Genomic DNA, 16,970 nt, shown 5'->3' on the forward strand with positions numbered 1-16,970 from the left:
ATGAGGTTCCGCAGTACCCCGAACGCCATCACCGGCTCGATCGCGCCGCTGATGACCCCGTTCACCGCAGACGGCGAAGTCGACCACGAGAGCCTGGCCAACCTGGTGAACTGGCAGCTCGCATCCGGTTCGCACGGCGTCTCGATCGGCGGCTCCACCGGCGAACCCGGCGCGATGACGGTGGCCGAGCGCGCGGAGACGATCCGCACCGTCGCCAAGGCGGTGGACGACAAGGTGCCGTTCATGCCCGGCACCGGTTCGGCGAAGCTCGACGAGACGCTGGAGCTGACCGCCGAGGCACGCGACGCGGGCATCGACGCCGCGCTGATCATCACCCCGTACTACGCGCGGCCCACCCAGGAAGCGCTTTACCGCTGGTACGCCACGGTCGCGAAGGAATTCCCGGACCTGCCGATCGTCGCCTACAACGTGCCGAGCCGGACCTCGGTCGACCTCGCGCCGGAGACGGTCGCGCGGCTGTTCCGCGATTTCGGCAACTTCGTCGGGATCAAGGAGACCACCAAGGACTTCGAGCACTTCTCCCGCGTGCTTCACCTGTGCGGCAAGGAATTGCTCGTCTGGTCGGGCATCGAGCTGCTGTGCCTGCCGCTGCTCTCCCTCGGCGGCACCGGTTTCGTGAGCGCCACCGCCAACATCGCCCCGGCCGCCAGCGCCGAGATGTACCGCGCGTGGACCGAAGGCGACTTCGACCGCGCCCGCGAGATCCACTACGGCCTGCATCCGCTGGTCGACCTGCTGTTCGTCGAGACCAACCCGGCGCCGGGCAAGTGGGTGCTGGAGCAGCGCGGCCTGATCAAGTCGGGTTTCGTGCGGCCGCCGCTGATCACCCCGACCGAACCGGGCATCGCCCGGATCACCGAACTGATGCGCCAGGGCGAGCAGTACCTCTCGCCCGTCGACGGCTTCACCGTGGAAGGAAAGTGACCATGACCGCGCACTACGTTCCGGAGAACCTGCCGGAGCACATCCGCCACTACATCGGCGGCGCGCCGGCCGACAGCGTCTCGGGCGAGACCTTCGAGGTGCTCGACCCGGTCACGAACAAGCCGTACATGACGGCTTCGGCGGGCAAGGCCGAGGACATCGACCTCGCCGTCGCCGCGGCGAAGGAGGCGTTCGACCACGGGCCGTGGCCGAAGCTGCTGCCGCGGCAGCGCGCCCGGATCCTCAACAAGATCGCCGATCTCGTCGAGAGTCGCGACAAGCGGCTGGCCGAGCTGGAAACCTTCGACACCGGCCTGCCGATCAAGCAGGCGCTCGGCCAGGCGCAGCGCGCCGCGGAGAACTTCCGGTTCTTCGCCGATCTGATCGTCGCGCAGGCCGACGACACCTATCAGGTGCCCGGCAAGCAGGTCAACTACGTCAACCGCAAGCCGGTCGGCGTCGCCGGGCTGATCACGCCGTGGAACACGCCGTTCATGCTGGAGAGCTGGAAGCTCGCGCCGGCGCTGGCGTCCGGGTGCACCGTGGTGCTCAAGCCCGCCGAGTTCACGCCGCTGTCGGCGAGCCTGTGGGCGGACATCTTCCGCGAGGCGGGCGTGCCGGACGGAGTGTTCAACCTCGTCAACGGCCTGGGCGAGGAAGCGGGCGACGCGCTGGTCAAGCACCCGGACGTCCGGCTGATCTCGTTCACCGGCGAAACCACCACCGGCGAAACGATCTTCCGCAACTGCGCGCCCGGCCTCAAGGGCATGTCGATGGAGCTGGGCGGCAAGTCCCCGGCCGTCGTGTTCGCCGACGCGGACTTCGAAGCCGCACTGGACTCCACGCTGTTCGGCGTCTTCTCGCTCAACGGCGAGCGCTGCACGGCGGGCAGCCGGATTCTCGTCGAGCGCCCGATTTACGAGGAGTTCTGCGCCCGGTACGCCGAACGCGCCCGCGACATCGTGGTCGGCGACCCGCACGACCCGGCCACCGAGGTCGGCGCCCTGGTGCACCCGGAGCACTTCGACAAGGTGATGAGCTACCTCGAAATCGGCAAGACGGAAGGGAAACTGCTCGCGGGCGGCGGCCGTCCGGAGGGCCTGGACACCGGGAACTACGTGGCCCCGACGGTGTTCGCCGACGTGAAGCCGGACGCGCGGATCTTCCAAGAGGAGATCTTCGGCCCAGTCGTGGCGATCACGCCGTTCGACACCGACGAGGAAGCCCTCGAACTGGCCAACAACGTCAAGTACGGCCTGGCCGCCTACGTCTGGACCGCCGACCTGACCCGCGCGCACAACTTCGCGCAGAGCATCGACGCCGGCATGGTCTGGCTGAACTCGCACAACGTGCGCGACCTGCGCACGCCGTTCGGCGGGGTCAAGGCGTCCGGCCTCGGCCACGAAGGCGGCTACCGCTCGATCGATTTCTACACCGAACAGCAGGCCGTGCACATCACGCTCGGCGACGTGCACACGGCGCGCTTCGGGGCCGGGAAGGACAAGGCATGACCACGACCCCGCCGGACGTCATCCGCTGTGCCTACGCGGAACTCATCGTCAGCGACCTGAAAACGTCGCGAGAGTTCTATGTGGACATTCTCGGTCTCGTGGTGACCTATGAGGACGACGAAGCGGTCTACCTGCGCGCGTTCGAGGAATACCTGCACCACTCGCTGATCATCCGCAAGGGCGCGGAGCCGGCGCTGTCCGTGCTCGCCTACCGGGTGCGCGGCGAAGCCGAACTCGACGTCGCCGAGGCGTACTACCGGGAACTCGGTGTCGAGGTGCGCCGCGTGCCGGCAGGCACCACGCGCGGCATCGGCGAAGCGGTGCGCGTGCTGGACCCGCTCGGCTTCCCGATCGAGTTCTTCTACGAGGCCGAACACGTCGAGCGCTTCACCCAGCGCTACGACGTGCACGGCCCGGGTGCGCTGGCGCGGCTGGACCACTTCAACGTGAACACGCCGGACGTCCCGGCCGCGCGGAAGTACTACGAGGGCCTCGGCTTCCGGGTGTCGGAAGACATCGTGGACGACGAGGGCACCGTGTACGCGGCGTGGATGTTCCGCAAACCGACCGTGCACGACGTCGCGCTCACCGGCGGCGCGGGCCCTCGCCTGCACCACATCGCGTTCGCGACCCATGAGCGGCACCAGATCCTGCACATCTGCGACCACCTCGGCGCGGTGCGGAAATCGGACCAGATCGAGCGCGGGCCCGGACGGCACGGCGTGTCGAACGCGTTCTATTTGTACGTGCGTGACCCGGACGGGCACCGGATCGAGATCTACACCCACGACTATTACACCGGCGACCCGGACAACCCGGTGATCAGCTGGGACGTGCACGACAACCAGCGCCGCGACTGGTGGGGCAATCCGGTGGTGCCGAGCTGGTACACCGAGGCCTCGCGGGTGCTCGACCTCGACGGCAAGCTCCAGCCGGTCGAGGAACGCACCGAAACGAAGGAAATGGACGTGACCATCGGCGCGGACGGGTTCTCCTACACCCGCGCCGCCGGGGCCGAGCAGGGTTTCAAACTGGGCGAACAGGTCTAAGGTGCGTCCCGTCGGTGAAGGACGCCTTGCGGGAACCTGATTCCCGCGAGGCGTGCTTCACCGACCGTCAGCAGCGGTACCGGCACTTCGACGGAGAGGTGACATGATGACGGCAATCTTGCAGACGCCGACCACGGTCGCGCAGGACTTCACGGAGTTCCGGTCCGCTGTCCTGCGATCGTTCGTGCCGCTGCAGGTGAGCACCGAGCACCGCGACCGCTTCCACGGCAGGCTCCGCACGCACGAGGCGGGCGAGATCGCGCTCACCGAGATCACCGCGTCGCCGCACGCGGTCGAGCGCACACCGGAACTCATCGCCCGCGCCGACCGGCCGTGCTACAAGCTGAGCGTCATGCTGGCCGGCACCGGCATCCTCACCCAGGACGGCCGCGAAGCGGTGCTGCGTCCCGGCGACGTCGCGCTGTACGACACGAACCGGCCGTATTCCCTGGTGTTCGAAGAGAATTTCCGGACGCTGGTGCTGATGTTCCCGCAACAGCAGGTCGACCTGCCGCGCGATCTGGTCGGCCAGCTTACCGCGGTGCGGATGTCCGGGCGCGAGGGTGTCGGCAACGTCGTGGTGCCGTTCCTGGCGCAGCTGGGCGGGAACCTGGACGTGCTGACGAGCCCGGTCGGGGTGCGGCTGGCCCACAACGCGGTCGACCTGCTGACCACGATGCTGGCCACCGAACTCGACCTGGACCGCGCGGCCGCCGACCCGCACCACGACCTGATGCGGCGGATCCGCAGCTACGTCGACGCCAATCTTTCGCGGTCCGATCTCGGCCCGGCGCAGATCGCCGCGGAGCACTACATTTCGACGCGGCATCTGCACGGGTTGTTCCAGGAGCAGGGGACGACGGTGGCTGGGTGGATCCGGCAGCGTCGGTTGGAGCATTGCCGCCGGGATCTGCGGGATCCGCTGCTGGCGGCCCGTCCGGTCGCGGCAATCGCGGCGCGGTGGGGATTTGTCGACGCGGCGCACTTTTCGCGGGTGTTCCGGGCGGCTTTCGCGCAGTCGCCTAGTGAGGTGCGGGCAAGGGCGTCGTGAGTGGCGATCGCGGTGAGAACCGGGATCGCCACTCACGAGGCCCCTAAAGCCGCGCCCCGCCCAACCGCCGCACCATGCCGTCACGACAGCCCACTCCCACACATCCGCCGCCCCCGCTCACGTAAGCCCCCGCTCCCGCGTCGCGGCATCCGCGGCCGCACGCCCGTTGCCCACACACAAGAGACGAGGCGGCGCAGCCGCAGCGAGGCGGGCGGCAGAGACGTCGTGAGTGGCGATCCCGGCGAGAACCGCGGTCGCCACTCACGAGGGGTTGACCGCGAGCGTCCGGCAGTTGCCCGCCAGCGCATGAACGTTCGCTCACGGGCCAGGGCGCGGCGAGCATGATGGGCATGTCCGACCCTTCCCCTGACGAATGGCGCACCTACGACGAGTTCGCCGCCGGGATCGACACCTACCGGCTGCCCAACGCGGACCTCACCGGGCGGGAGCTCACCGTCACCCTCGATGACGGAACGAAGCTCGAGCTGCGGTTCCTCGACGGCGAACGGCTTACCCGCGACGGCGTCGAGGACCCGTACGACGCGGTCGCCGTGCGTCCGGACGTCTTCTTCGTGAATCTGCCGCTGACCAGCGTCGAAGGCGAGGCCCTCACGATCGTCTACTCGACCACCACGCACCGCGCGATGACCGTGCGTTCGGTGATCGGCGACGAGGACGTCGAAGGCACGCCGCGGGTTTCGCAGACCTTCCACGCCGGCACCACCGACGGCGGCGAGCCGGCTGGCGAGGCGCCCGGTCCGTCGCGGGACCTCATCGGCAAGCGCAACGTCTACCGCTACAGCCCGAATCACCTGTACGAGCACGTTTACCTCTCCTCCGAACGTTACTGCTGGCAGTGCGTCGAGGGCGTGCAGCGCGGGCACGGCGACGTGGACATGTCGACCGTCTGGAAGTTCGCCGACGGCCTGTACCTGTTCTGCTTCCGGGAGTTCCGGATCGCGGTGGCCAGCGTGTGGCTGCACGACCTCGGCTACGACCTGCGCACCACCGGCGTTTTCCTCGGCATCACCGGCGACGGCCGGTCCGAGCATTCCCGCGCGGGCGGGCACATCTACCCGCTCGGCTCGATCAGCTACCCCGACGTCCAGCCTGTCTAAGGAGTCTCTCCGTGTCCAATGTGGACGTTATCACCGCGCACTACGAGGCGAGCGACCGCGGCGACCTCGAGGGCATGCTCGCCCCGATCGGCCAAGAGACCACCTGGACCGAGGCCGCCGGATTCCCCTACGCGGGCACCTACACCGGCCCGGACGAGGTGCGGCGCCACGTCTTCGAGGCGATCGCCCGCGACTGGGACGGCTACCAGTTCTCCCTGTCCGCACTGCTGGACGCCGGCGATTCGGTCGTCGGGCTCGGCACCTATTCCGGCACGAACCGCAAGTCCGGCAAGGCTTTCACCGCGCGCGTGGCGCACGTGTGGAAGTTCGACGGCGGCAAGGTCGCGAGCTTCGAGCAGATCGTCGATTCCGCCCCGGTCGCCGCGGCGACCGACTGAGTCCCCCGCGAAACGGCGGTGCCGGTCCTTCCCCCGGCACCGCCCCCTTCTTCCCTCCCCTCTGGTCACTGCGGACCGGAAAGCCGAGCCATGATGAGAAAGTTCCTGCCCGCGCTCGCCTCGGCCGTGCTCGTCACGCTGGTCGCGGCGGGCTGCGCGGGCACCGCCGATCCGAACGGACCGATCGTGGTCGGCTCGGTCAACGCGTTGAGCGGACCCGCCACCTTCCCGGAATCCTCCCAGGCCGCCAAGGCCGTCTTCGACGCGGCGAACGCGGCGGGCGGCGGGCGCGGGCGCAAGATCGAATACCACGCCATCGACGACAAGGGCGACCCGGCCGCCGCCGCGGCCGCCGCCCGCGAGATCGTCGGCGGCGATCAGGCGGTGGCGCTGGTCGGCTCGTCCAGCCTCATCGAATGCCAGATCAACGCCAAGTACTACCAGCAGGAAAAAGTCCTGTCCCTCTCCGGAATCGGCGTCGACCCGTCGTGCTTCACCAGCCCGAACATCGGACCGGCCAATGTCGGGCCGTTCCACGACATGACGCTGACCCTGCTGTACGGCTCCGAAGTGCTGCACCTGCAAGACATGTGCGCGTTGCTGGAAATCGCCGGGAACACGTTGCCATACTATCGCGCGGCCATCGACGAATGGTCGAAAATCACCGGCAAGAAACTGAAGTACGTCGACGCGACCGTGCCGTACAACGGTTCCGACTACACGCCCTACATCGTCAAGGCGCGCGCCGCCGGATGCAAAGCGGTGACGGTCAACCCGGTCGAGCCCGACTCGATCGGCCAGCTGAAAGCCGCGCAGGCACAGGGCTGGAAAGACGTGACCTGGCTGCTGCTCACGAGTGTCTACAGCGAACAGTACGCGAAGGCGGTTTCCGAAGCGGGCAAGGGCGTTTACGTGCCCGCCGAGTTCTACCCGTTCACCGACCCGTCGAGCCCGCGCACCAAGGAGTGGCGGGATCTCATGATCCGCAACAACATTCCGCTGACCTCGTTCAGCCAGGGCGGTTATCTCGCGGCGAAGTACTTCCTGAAGGTGCTGGAAGGCATGCGGGGCGACATCACGCGGGAATCGGTGACGAAGGCGCTGCGCGAGATGAAACCGATCTCCGATCCGATGGTCGGCACGCCGTACGTGTTCGGCCCCGGGCAGACGCACCACGACAACACCGCGGGCTGGCCGGTGAAGCTCGCCACGGGCACGAACCGGTGGGAGATCGCCGGTACCGACTGGCTGCGGATTCCGCGGCGCTGACCCGCTCGGGAAAGAGGAGACTGCAATGGTGCAGGGAGCGCTGGCCGGGCTTGCCGCCGGCGGGCTTTACGCGGTGCTGGCGGTGTGCCTGACGCTGATGTCGCGGCTGGTCCGGGTCGTCAACTTCGCCCAGGCGGCCACCGGCATGTTCGGCAGTTACGTCGGAGTGGCCCTGTCCGTCCACGGCGGACTGCCGGAATGGCTGGCGGTGCTGCTCGGCGTGCTGCTGGGCGGGGTGCTGAGCGTGCTGATCGGCTGGGTCGTCTCGACCTGGCTGGCCGAGGCAGGCACCGGCACCCGCTCGGCGGTCACCGTCGCGGTGCTGCTGCTGTTGATCTCGTTGTCGTTCATCCTGTTCGGCAACAAACCGCAGCCGTTTCCGGCGTTGCTGGTCGGGCCGGCCTTCACCGCCGGCGGCGTGGTGATCAGCCAGGTGACGGTCGTGACCGTCGCGCTGGCGGTGGTGATCGCCCTCGCCGCGCGGCTGATCCTGACCAAGACGCCCGTCGGCATCTCGCTGCGCGCGTTGTCGGAACGCCCGACGACCGCTGAGCTGCTGGGCATCCCGGCGAAACGGCTCAGCGCGGCGGTCTGGGGCGCCACCGGCCTGATCAGCACCGTCATCATCGTGATCGTCGCCCCGTCCCAGTCGAACGACGCCACCTCGCTGGCCATGCTGGTCGTGCCCGCCGCCGCGGCGGCCCTGCTCGGCGGGTTCCGCCGGCTGGACCTCGCCGTCGCCGGCGGACTCGTGCTCGGCATGCTGCAGGGCGCGCTCGCGCAGGTCGACCAGCTTTCGGTAGTGCGGAATTTCGTCCCGTTCCTGGCCATCGTCGGCCTGCTCGTGTGGTCTCAGCGCAAGGAGGTGTGGGATGCAGCTCGCTGACCGGGGCGCGGTGCCCCGCTTCGGAACCCCACTGGTCGTCGCGGTGGTCGCGGTAGTGGCCGGAATCGGCCTGACCGTCGGTCTCAACGGCTACTTCGCCTACCTCGGCGTGAGCGTCGTCGTGGCCGCGATCGCCTTGCTCGGCCTCGGCGTCGTCACCGGCAGCGCCGGCATGATCTCCTTGTGCCAGCTGACCTTCGGCGCGATCGGCGCGTGGGTCGTCTCGGCGCTGAACGTCGCCAACGCTCCCGGCGGCTTTCTGTTCTGGCTCCTGCTGGGCGGTCTGGCGGCAGGCGTCGTCGGTGTCCTCATCGGACTCCCCGCGTTGCGTCTGCGCGGGATCAACCTGGCGGTGGTGACGCTCGGCCTCGCCGCGGCCGCCGACGTCACCCTGGTGGAAATCCAGTTCCCCGGCACCACGGACGGCGTTTCGGTAGACCGTCCGTCGTTTGTAGCTGACGACAACGCGTACTTCCTCCTGTGCGTCCTCGTCCTGATCGTCTGCGCCTTGCTCGTGCACTTCCTCCGGCGCGGTCCGTGGGGCAGCAGCTGGGCCGCGGTGGCGTTCTCCGAACGCGGCACCGCCGCGGCAGGCGCCAGCGTCCGAATGGCCAAGCTGTCGGCCTTCGCGGTCAGCGCCACCCTGGGCGGTCTCAGCGGCGGCCTGCTTACCGCACAGGTCGGGTTCGCTTTCCCGACCAGCTTCGCCCCGCTGCAGTCGCTGGCGTTGTACGTGCTGGCGATCATGTCCGGCGCGCACTTGATTGACATGGCAGTGTTCGGCGCGGTCCTGTGGGTCGCGGTGCCGGAGCTGTTGAAGCGATGGGGAGTCCCGCAGGACTGGGGCTACGTCATCTTCGGTCTGCTGGGCCTCCAGGCGCTGGCCGGACGCGGCAACCTGGGCACGGCGATCCGCGAGTTGCGGCGTCGCCGCTCCAGGGCCAGCGCCGGGGTGCGGATCACTGCTCTGGACGAAGAACCTCCGCGGCTGCCGCCCGGCGAACCGGTACTGGTGGTCCGCGGCCTGAGCGTCACCTTCGGCCAGGTGAAGGCACTGTCCGGAGTGGACCTGGCCGTTCCCAAGGGCGGAGTCCTGGGCGTCATCGGCCCGAACGGTGCGGGAAAGTCCACTTTGGTCGACGCCATCAGCGGCTTCCTGCCGCAGGCTGAAGGAATCGCAGAACTGGCCGACCGGCCGCTCACCGGCAATCCGACGCAACGAGCCCGCTCCGGTCTGCGCCGGACGTTCCAGCAAGACCGGGTCCCGGCGGGCTTGACCATCGAGGCGTACGTCCGCTTCGTGGCTCGCCGTCGCCCGGACGCCGCCGAAGTCGCTGCCGCGCTGGAGTTCTTCGGGTGCCCGCCGGCCGCGACGCCGCTGGAGCGGGTCGACGTGGGTGCGCGCCGCCTGGTCGAGGTCGTCGGGCACCTCATGGCCAAGCCCCAGGTGCTGCTCCTCGACGAACCGGCGGCGGGTCTCCCGCACGAGGAACACGTCGCGTTCGGCGAACGCCTGCGGCAGGTCCCGGCCAGGTTCGGCGTCTCGGTGCTGATCATCGAACACGACCTGGACCTGGTCCGGTCGGTCTGCGACACGCTGACCGTGCTCGACTTCGGCGAGGTGCTGGCGAGCGGCCCGCAGGCGGAAGTGCTGGCGGATCCGGCGGTTCTGAAGGCCTACCTCGGCGAAACGGAGATGCTGTGAGCACGCTGCGCATCGAAAACCTGACCGTCACGCGCGGCGCGGGCCCGGTCATCTCCGACGTCGGCCTGACGCTGGAACCGGGCAAGATCACCGCGCTGGTGGGCCCCAACGGGGCGGGCAAGACCAGCCTGCTGGAAGCCCTGTCCGGGGTGATCCCCGCGGCGACCGGGACTATCCACGTCGGACACACCGACGTCACGAAACATTCGCGGGTGGCCAGAGCGCGACTGGGACTGGCGCACGTCGAGCAAGGACGCGCGGTCTTCGCCAGCCTGACCGTCCTGGAAAACCTGCGCCTGACCGCCACCACCCCGGCCGGCGTGGAAGAAGTCCTCGCCCTCTTCCCGGAATTGGAGAAACGCAAGAACTCGCCCGCCGCGCTGCTGTCCGGCGGCGAGCAGCAGATGGTGGTCCTGGGCCGGGCTTTCGCCGCGAAACCGAAGTTCCTGCTCATCGACGAGATGTCGCTCGGCCTGGCTCCGGCCGTCTTCACCAGGCTTCTCCCGGCGGTCACCGAATTCGCCAGCGCGGGCGCGGCGATTCTCCTGGTGGAACAGTTCACCCACCTGGCGCTGAAAGTCGCGCAGGAGGCCCTGGTCGTCTCCTCCGGCAAAGTCACCTATGCCGGGGAGTCGCAGCCCCTGCTGGACCACCCGGACACGCTGCACCAGGCGTATCTGGGCACCAACTGAACCGGGGAGCGGGCGGCCGCGGTGGGGCGCCCGCTCCCCGGGGGGACTCAGCCCTTCCGGATGGTCATCTTGGCGATCCGGTCGCCGTCGACGTCGAAAACGAACTTCGAACGGCCGTTGGCGTGGTTGCTTCGCCAGTCCCCGACGACGGTGACGACGTCGCCGGAAACCGTGCTTTCCTCCGGGGTCAGGACACCGCGCGCGCCGATGAATTCGACGTCGCTCCATCTCTTGATCTCAGCTCGTCCGGTGAATAACCGGCCCCAGTCGTCCACCACCCCGGTCTCGGCGAACGCGTCCAGGAACGCGCCCTCGTCGTGCAGGTTCACCGCGGTGACGAACGACGACACCGGTTCGGGAATTTCCACCTCTGACATCGAGAATTCCTTGCTGTCGTAGCGAAAATCAGCGCGTAGTGTAGCCGCCGTTGGCGAAAATCGTCTGCCCGGTGATCCACCAGCCCGACGTCGCCAGGAACGTCACGATCGGCGCGATGTCCTCGATCTTCGTCAACTGCCCGCCCATCGCCTGGGACTGGTGGAATTCCACCCGCTCCGGGGTTTCCTGGCCGTAGAAGAACGGCGTGTCCATCGGGCCGGGCCCGACCGCGGTGACCGAGATCCCGCGCGAGGCGAACTCCTTGGCCGCGGCGCGGGTGAAGTGCTCGACCGGGCTCTTGCCGCCCGCGTAGGTCGAGTACCCGTCGGTGAACGCGGCGAGCAGGCTGGTCACGATCGTGATGATCTTGCCGCCGTCGGCGACGTTCTTGCCCGCCTCCTTGATGAAGAAGTACGCCGCCTTCGAGTTGATGTCGAACATCGAGTCGTACTCGTCCTCGGTGGTCTCGGTGATCGGCTTGCGCAGCACCTTGCCCACCGTGTTGACCGCGACGTCGATCTTCCCGAGCGCCGCTTCGGCGGCGGAGAACAGCTTCTCCACGTTCGCCGGGACGGTCAGGTCGCCGGTCAGCACGACACCCTTGCCGCCCGCCGCCTCGACCGCGGCGAGCGTCTCCTCCGCCTGCGGCCGGGTCGAGGAGGAGTTGTAGTGGATCGCCACGTTCGCGCCGGCCTCGGCGGCCTGCCTGCTGATGAGCCCGCCCAGGTTCTTCGCCCCGGCGGCGACCAGGACGTTCTTGCCCTTGAGGGTGTGGTCGGTCATGAGGACCCCTCCATCTCTTTATCGCTGATATGCGTCACTGTATCAGTGCAACAGCGGCTACCATAGCGGTGTGACACAGATTGCGAACGCGGATACACGGACCCGGCTCCTGGACGCCGCCGCCGAGCAGGTCGCCGCGACGCCGGGCGAGGACATTTCACTGCGCGCGATCTGCGCCCAAGCCGGGGTGAAAATGCCGACGCTCTACCACTTCTTCGGCAGCAAACAGGGCCTGCTGGACGCGGTCGTCGAGCGCGGCTTCGACCTGTACCTGGCGGAGAAGGGCGCCCACGAGCCGTCCGGCGACCCGATCCAGGACCTGCGCGACGGCTGGGACGCCCACGTCGCGTTCGGAATCGCGAACCCCGGCTTCTACACGCTCATGTACGGCCAGGTCCGCCCCGGCCACGCCCCCGAGGCGCAAGAACGCCCCAGCGCGATGCTGCGCGCCCTGACCCGAGCCGCCGCCGGCCAGGGACGCTTGACCGTCCCGCCGGACCAGGCGGCCGCGCACATCCTCGTGGCGAACATCGGCGTCACGCTGCGGCAGATCATCCTCGCCGAAGAAGACCGCCCGCTGTCCGTGGCGGTGCGGGAAGGCGCGATCGCCGCGATCACCGGAACCTCGGCGACCGGCGACCGGCACGCCGAAATCCACCGCGTACTGGAACACGCCGCGGCCAACCCGGAGATCCTGGGCGCGGCGGAAACACAACTGCTCACCAAATGGCTGCGGACCCTGGCTGAACCAACCTGAGACACCCCAACACCGCACCCCGGCATTGCCCGGGCGGGAGCGGAGAACAGCCCGGTGCGCAATCAGGTCGAGAGGCGCCTACGCCCCCATCCCGGCCCGCTCGAACGCCAAGGTAGGCAAATCAACAGCATGCGCCCCGCCATCGGCGACCACCACCGCCCCAGTAATATAAGAAGACTCCGAAGACCCCAGGAACCGCACAAGAGAAGCGATTTCCTCCGGCTCGGCAGGACGCCGCAACGGAACCTCGGCAGTCACCCGCCGGTACCCCTCGTCATGCCCGCCGGCAAACCCGGCCGCCTCGGCGAACTGCTCCATCTCCCCGTCCGCCATCGGCGTCCGCACCCACCCCGGACACACAGCATTGGCCCGGACCCCCCGCGGCCCGTAATCCCGGGCAATAGAGCGAGTCAGCCCGATCAACGCGTGCTTGGCCACCGTGTACCCGGCGACATTGGGCCCGGCGAACAACCCAGCCAGCGAAGAAACAATCACGACCTGCCCGCCGCTCTCCACCAAGGAAGGCAACGCGGCCCGGCACAACACGAACGCGCTCGACAAATTGGACCGAAGCGCGATCTCCCATTCCTCGTCCCCGGTGTCCACCACCGAGGACAGCCCGTGCCCGCCGGCATTGGCCACGATCACGTCCAGCCGCCCGTATTTCGAGACGATTTCCGCGATCGCCGCCTCCGCGTCCTCCCGGACGCTGGCGTCGCAAGCGATCACGTGCGCACCAGTCTCCGCAGCGACCTTCTCCAGCGGCTCGCGCCGCCTGCCCAGAACCACGACCTGTGCGCCTTCGCCTGCGTACCGCCGAGCAACCGCAGCCCCAATGCCCGTCCCTCCGCCGGTAATCGCCACGACCCGCGTGTCTGCCATCGTCATTTCTCCCTTTCAAGCAGGAAACCCAGACCGAGCCGAATAGCCGAAGTCGGCGAGCAAGGCCTGTCCGTTCACCGTCCGCGCCCGCGCGGAAGCCAGATACACCACCTGCTGGGCGACCTCGTCGGCCGCCTGGACCGGGAATCCCGGTTCGTCCAGCAGCTCGCCCAAATCCCCGCGCGCCATCGGCGTGTCCACCACCGACGGGCACACGCAGTTGACCCGGACGCCGTCGAACTCGACCGACAGCGCCCGCGTCAACGACACCACCGCGCCCTTCGACGCGCAGTAGGGCACCATCCCGGGCGCGCACACGAAGGCCGAATCGCTGGCCAGGAAGACGATCGAACTCCCGTCTCCCAGCCAGGGCCGAGCGTGCTTCGCGACCAGAAACTGCCCCAGCACGTTCACCGCCATGACCGAGGTGAAGTCCGCCGCGCTGGTCTCCGCGAGCGGCCGGCCGACCGGCCCGGAGATCCCGGCGCAACCGACTACCACGTCGATCCCGCCGAAAGACTCGGCCACGAGCCGCACCGCCGCGGCGACCTGGTCCTCGTCGGTGATGTCCGCCCGCGCCGCGACGACGTCCCCCGGCAACGACGGCGGCCGGACCCGGTCCAGGATCCCGACCCGCGCGCCCTCCGCCAGGAACGCCCGCGCGCAGGCCAGTCCGATCCCGGACGCGGCCCCGGTGATCAGCACGGCCTTGCCGTCGAGGTCGAGTCGCATCCGGCAATCCTGCAACAACGGCTCCGCCGGGGATTGGCACCGAGTGCATCCTTGTTGTCAGCGGCCGCACGACCCCCGGATCCCGGCTACCGCTGCCCCCGGTGCAGCGCGAACACTGCGGCGAGGAGCGCGAAGGGACACCATGAGCAACGCACACCCCCACCCCCTTGACCCGCTGACCGCCGACGAGCTCGCCACAGGCCGGGCAGTGCTGGAGGCACAGGGGCTGATCACCGAGACGACGCGGTTTCCGCAGGTCCTCCCGGTGGAGCCGGACAAGGCCGCCGTACTGGGCGGTTCCCGGACCGACCGCCGGATCCAGTTCACCCTGCTCGACACCGCGACCGGCGAATCGGCCGACGCGGTCGTGTCGGTGACCGCCGGTGAGCTGGTCAGCCACGAGAAGTGCGGCGAGGGCCAGCCCCCGTATCTCTTCGAGGAGTACGACCTGGCCGAGGCCGTCACCAAGGCCTCCCCGGAGTGGCAGGCGGCCATGGAGCGCCGCGGTCTCGGCGACCGCGTCGAGCACGCGTTCTGCGCCCCGCTCGCCCCCGGTCACTTCGGCCGCGAGGACGAAACCGGCCGGGTCATCCGTTCGCTCACCTTCCTGCGCGAGGACGACACCGACAACCCCTGGTCACGGCCGGTCGAGGGCCTGGTCGCGCACCTCAACCTCACCGAACAGCGCGTCCTGCGGGTCGAGGACGAGGGCGACGTTCCGGTCCCGGAGGACTCCGGCCGGTACGGCCACCGCCCCGCGCGCACCACGCTCAAGCCGATCGAGATCACCCAGCCGGAAGGCCCGAGCTTCCAGGTCGACGGCTCGCTCGTGACGTGGGAGGGCTGGCAGCTGCGCGTGGGGTTCAACGCGCGCGAGGGCCTGACCCTGCACCAGCTGACCTTCCAGGACCGCTCGGTGCTGTACCGCGCGTCGGTGCCGGAGATGGTCGTTCCCTACGGGGACACCTCGATCGGCCGGTTCTGGATCAGCTATTTCGACGCCGGCGAGTACCTGCTCGGCAAGAACGGCAACAGCCTTCGCCTCGGCTGCGACTGCCTCGGCGTGATCCACTACTTCGACGCCTTCCTCGCCGACGACCACGGCCAGCCGGTGCGCGTGCCCAACGCGATCTGCATGCACGAGGAGGACTACGGGATCCTCTGGAAGCACACAGATCTCGACGGCAAGGCCGAGGTCCGCCGTTCGCGGCGGCTGGTGATCTCGTCGATCTCCACCATCGGAAACTACGACTACGGTTTCTTCTGGTACCTCTACCTCGACGGCACCATCGAATGCGAGGCCAAGGCAACCGGCATCGTCTTCTCCGGCGCTGGCGAGCCCGGGTCCGCGAATCCGCACGCGTCCGAGATCGCGCCCGGCCTGTTCGCTCCGGTGCACCAGCACCTGTTCTGTGCCCGGCTCGACTTCGCGGTCGACGGCCAGCGCAACTCGGTGTACGAAGTGGACACTGTCGGGATTCCGATCGGCGACGAAAACCCGTACGGCAACGCCTTCACCTGGAAGGCCACCGAACTGCGCACCGAACAGCAAGCGAAACGGCACGCCAACCCGGCGACCGCGCGAGTGTGGGAGGTCCGCAGCACCGAGCACACCAACCGGCTCGGCGCGCCGACGGCGTACCAGCTCGTGCCGCGGCCGTCGGCGACCCTGATGGCGCAACCGGAATCGACAGTCCATCAGCGCGCGACCTTCGCCACGAACCACCTGTGGGTCACGCCCTACGCGCCCGGCGAACGGTTCCCGGCGGGCGAGCGCCCCAATGCGCACCCGGGCGGGGCCGGCCTGCCCGCGTGGACGGCGGCCGACCGCTCCGTCAGCGACACCGACGTCGTGCTGTGGCACGTCTTCGGCCCGACGCACATCCCGCGTCCGGAGGACTGGCCGGTCATGCCGGTCGACTACTCCGGATTCATGGTGCGCCCCTACGGGTTCTGCGACCGGAACCCGGCACTCGACCTGCCCTCGGCCGCCCACGGCCACTGTGAACACTGAGGAAGGCTCCATGCCCGCGACCAATCTGTCCGACACCTCCACCTGGCTCCCGCTCGACGGTCTCGCCCCCGGCTTCGACGCCAGCAAAGCGGCCACTGTGGACGATCTCGACAACCAGTCGTTCACTTTGGACTGCGCCGACGGCGGCACGTTCTCGATCAGTTTCTCGGGCGGCCGCGCGTCGTGGGACGAGGACGGCGCGGCCGGCGAGACCGCTTCCGAGACATTCCTCGTCGACGCCGGGCTGTTCTACGTGCAGTTCCATCCCGGTGCGGAAACCTCGTACAGCCTGCTGCTGGACGTACGCCAGGGCCGCGCGCTGGTCGTCACGAGCACGATCGGCGACGGACTTCCCCGCGTGACACAACGGTTCCGTCCCGCGACCATCCAGGGCCGCGAGGCACACGGCGAGGAAATCGCGCCCAGCACGGCGTTGATCGGCCGCCGCGTGCAGTGGGTCTACAGCGAAGAGCACGCCTACGAGCACGTCTACCTCACTCCGCACTGGTACACCTGGCAGTGCCTTTCCGGCCCGGAGCGCGGCCTCGCCGACACCGACGAGAACTCCGTGTACCAGATCCGGCCCGGGATCTACGTGTTCACCTGGCGCGAGAAGGTCATCCCGTGCGCGTCGGTGACCGTGGCCGACCACCGCAACGTGCGGGAGCTGCGGTCGCACGGTTCGCTGTTCGGACTGGGCGAGGACGGCAAGTCGCCGACGCACTTCACCTTCGGCGCGTATGGCCGGCTGCTCAGCAACACTGTTTATTCGCCGGACTACGACCCCGCCGGACAGTGAC

General features: G+C 68.7%; 17 protein-coding genes. 13 read left to right on the top strand and 4 right to left on the bottom strand.

Translation table 11 applies throughout. From position 1 onward, the window contains the following. From dapA to BM362_RS09765, 10 genes are all read left to right on the top strand, one after another. Entirely contained in the window at nt 1–945 is a 945-nt protein-coding gene (dapA, locus tag BM362_RS09720; protein ID WP_067580707.1) for a 4-hydroxy-tetrahydrodipicolinate synthase, read from the top strand. 2 nt (nt 946–947) lie between these two features. Next, nucleotides 948–2,456, top strand: a complete 1,509-nt coding sequence (gene hpaE / locus BM362_RS09725; RefSeq protein WP_093572889.1) for a 5-carboxymethyl-2-hydroxymuconate semialdehyde dehydrogenase — start codon at nt 948–950, stop codon at nt 2,454–2,456. After that, nucleotides 2,453–3,505, top strand: a complete 1,053-nt coding sequence (gene hpaD, locus BM362_RS09730; protein WP_093572890.1) for a 3,4-dihydroxyphenylacetate 2,3-dioxygenase — start codon at nt 2,453–2,455, stop codon at nt 3,503–3,505. Before hpaE ends, hpaD begins: the two co-directional genes overlap by 4 nt. Nucleotides 3,506–3,608: 103 nt before the next feature. Beyond that, the gene (locus BM362_RS09735; protein ID WP_067580701.1) at nt 3,609–4,556 is read left to right on the top strand and encodes an AraC-like ligand-binding domain-containing protein; all 948 of its coding nucleotides are present in this window, start codon (nt 3,609–3,611) and stop codon (nt 4,554–4,556) included. 350 nt (nt 4,557–4,906) lie between these two features. Next, nucleotides 4,907–5,674: a MoaF C-terminal domain-containing protein gene (locus BM362_RS09740; protein ID WP_208865153.1), complete on the top strand. Its 768-nt coding sequence runs from the start codon at nt 4,907–4,909 to the stop codon at nt 5,672–5,674. Nucleotides 5,675–5,685: 11 nt separating this feature from the next. Next, nucleotides 5,686–6,072 carry a nuclear transport factor 2 family protein gene (locus BM362_RS09745; RefSeq protein WP_093572892.1) on the top strand — a complete coding sequence of 129 codons (387 nt, stop codon included), beginning with the start codon at nt 5,686–5,688 and terminating at the stop codon, nt 6,070–6,072. Between the two features lie 90 nt (nt 6,073–6,162). Beyond that, nucleotides 6,163–7,341 carry an ABC transporter substrate-binding protein gene (locus BM362_RS09750; RefSeq protein ID WP_244287098.1) on the top strand — a complete coding sequence of 393 codons (1,179 nt, stop codon included), beginning with the start codon at nt 6,163–6,165 and terminating at the stop codon, nt 7,339–7,341. A 25-nt stretch (nt 7,342–7,366) separates the two neighbouring features. Beyond that, entirely contained in the window at nt 7,367–8,227 is an 861-nt protein-coding gene (locus BM362_RS09755) for a branched-chain amino acid ABC transporter permease (RefSeq protein WP_093572893.1), read from the top strand. Then, the gene (locus BM362_RS09760; RefSeq protein ID WP_093572894.1) at nt 8,214–9,932 is read left to right on the top strand and encodes a branched-chain amino acid ABC transporter ATP-binding protein/permease; all 1,719 of its coding nucleotides are present in this window, start codon (nt 8,214–8,216) and stop codon (nt 9,930–9,932) included. Before BM362_RS09755 ends, BM362_RS09760 begins: the two co-directional genes overlap by 14 nt. After that, nucleotides 9,929–10,624 carry an ABC transporter ATP-binding protein gene (locus tag BM362_RS09765; protein WP_067580693.1) on the top strand — a complete coding sequence of 232 codons (696 nt, stop codon included), beginning with the start codon at nt 9,929–9,931 and terminating at the stop codon, nt 10,622–10,624. Before BM362_RS09760 ends, BM362_RS09765 begins: the two co-directional genes overlap by 4 nt. Nucleotides 10,625–10,671: 47 nt before the next feature. Here the strand turns inward: BM362_RS09765 and BM362_RS09770 are convergent, their stop codons facing one another. Then, on the bottom strand, nt 10,672–11,001 hold the full coding sequence (locus BM362_RS09770) for a nuclear transport factor 2-like protein (protein WP_067580691.1): 330 nt from the start codon (nt 10,999–11,001) through the stop codon (nt 10,672–10,674). Between the two features lie 28 nt (nt 11,002–11,029). Further along, nucleotides 11,030–11,785 (bottom strand): SDR family oxidoreductase, encoded by a 756-nt coding sequence (locus BM362_RS09775; RefSeq protein WP_067580689.1) that lies wholly within the window; start codon nt 11,783–11,785, stop codon nt 11,030–11,032. A 70-nt stretch (nt 11,786–11,855) separates the two neighbouring features. On the opposite strand from BM362_RS09775, the gene BM362_RS09780 reads away from it, so the two are divergent. Beyond that, nucleotides 11,856–12,542, top strand: coding sequence for a TetR/AcrR family transcriptional regulator (locus BM362_RS09780; protein ID WP_208865154.1), 687 nt, complete (start codon nt 11,856–11,858; stop codon nt 12,540–12,542). A 78-nt stretch (nt 12,543–12,620) separates the two neighbouring features. Here the strand turns inward: BM362_RS09780 and BM362_RS09785 are convergent, their stop codons facing one another. Further along, complete coding sequence (locus tag BM362_RS09785) at nt 12,621–13,424, bottom strand: SDR family NAD(P)-dependent oxidoreductase (RefSeq protein ID WP_067581259.1); 804 nt, start codon at nt 13,422–13,424, stop codon at nt 12,621–12,623. A gap of 15 nt (nt 13,425–13,439) precedes the next feature. Next, nucleotides 13,440–14,156, bottom strand: coding sequence for an SDR family NAD(P)-dependent oxidoreductase (locus tag BM362_RS09790; protein ID WP_067580685.1), 717 nt, complete (start codon nt 14,154–14,156; stop codon nt 13,440–13,442). A 142-nt stretch (nt 14,157–14,298) separates the two neighbouring features. On the opposite strand from BM362_RS09790, the gene BM362_RS09795 reads away from it, so the two are divergent. Continuing rightward, nucleotides 14,299–16,170, top strand: a complete 1,872-nt coding sequence (locus tag BM362_RS09795; RefSeq protein ID WP_067580683.1) for a primary-amine oxidase — start codon at nt 14,299–14,301, stop codon at nt 16,168–16,170. A gap of 10 nt (nt 16,171–16,180) precedes the next feature. Continuing rightward, complete coding sequence (locus tag BM362_RS09800; RefSeq protein WP_067580681.1) at nt 16,181–16,969, top strand: MoaF C-terminal domain-containing protein; 789 nt, start codon at nt 16,181–16,183, stop codon at nt 16,967–16,969. Nucleotide 16,970: the final 1 nt, after the last annotated feature.

The sequence above is a fragment of the Amycolatopsis rubida genome (genome assembly GCF_900115345.1).
In the GTDB taxonomy this organism is placed as follows: domain Bacteria; phylum Actinomycetota; class Actinomycetes; order Mycobacteriales; family Pseudonocardiaceae; genus Amycolatopsis; species Amycolatopsis rubida.

What these genes read in the sequence shown, in the direction of transcription:
- dapA (WP_067580707.1), top strand. Translation starts at nt 1, where the DNA reads ATGAGGTTCCGCAGTACCCCGAACGCCATCACCGGCTCGATCGCGCCG.
- hpaE (WP_093572889.1), top strand. Translation starts at nt 948, where the DNA reads ATGACCGCGCACTACGTTCCGGAGAACCTGCCGGAGCACATCCGCCAC.
- hpaD (WP_093572890.1), top strand. Translation starts at nt 2,453, where the DNA reads ATGACCACGACCCCGCCGGACGTCATCCGCTGTGCCTACGCGGAACTC.
- BM362_RS09735 (WP_067580701.1), top strand. Translation starts at nt 3,609, where the DNA reads ATGATGACGGCAATCTTGCAGACGCCGACCACGGTCGCGCAGGACTTC.
- BM362_RS09740 (WP_208865153.1), top strand. Translation starts at nt 4,907, where the DNA reads ATGTCCGACCCTTCCCCTGACGAATGGCGCACCTACGACGAGTTCGCC.
- BM362_RS09750 (WP_244287098.1), top strand. Translation starts at nt 6,163, where the DNA reads ATGATGAGAAAGTTCCTGCCCGCGCTCGCCTCGGCCGTGCTCGTCACG.
- BM362_RS09755 (WP_093572893.1), top strand. Translation starts at nt 7,367, where the DNA reads ATGGTGCAGGGAGCGCTGGCCGGGCTTGCCGCCGGCGGGCTTTACGCG.
- BM362_RS09760 (WP_093572894.1), top strand. Translation starts at nt 8,214, where the DNA reads ATGCAGCTCGCTGACCGGGGCGCGGTGCCCCGCTTCGGAACCCCACTG.
- BM362_RS09770 (WP_067580691.1), bottom strand. Translation starts at nt 11,001, where the DNA reads ATGTCAGAGGTGGAAATTCCCGAACCGGTGTCGTCGTTCGTCACCGCG.
- BM362_RS09775 (WP_067580689.1), bottom strand. Translation starts at nt 11,785, where the DNA reads ATGACCGACCACACCCTCAAGGGCAAGAACGTCCTGGTCGCCGCCGGG.
- BM362_RS09785 (WP_067581259.1), bottom strand. Translation starts at nt 13,424, where the DNA reads ATGGCAGACACGCGGGTCGTGGCGATTACCGGCGGAGGGACGGGCATT.
- BM362_RS09790 (WP_067580685.1), bottom strand. Translation starts at nt 14,156, where the DNA reads ATGCGACTCGACCTCGACGGCAAGGCCGTGCTGATCACCGGGGCCGCG.
- BM362_RS09795 (WP_067580683.1), top strand. Translation starts at nt 14,299, where the DNA reads ATGAGCAACGCACACCCCCACCCCCTTGACCCGCTGACCGCCGACGAG.
- BM362_RS09800 (WP_067580681.1), top strand. Translation starts at nt 16,181, where the DNA reads ATGCCCGCGACCAATCTGTCCGACACCTCCACCTGGCTCCCGCTCGAC.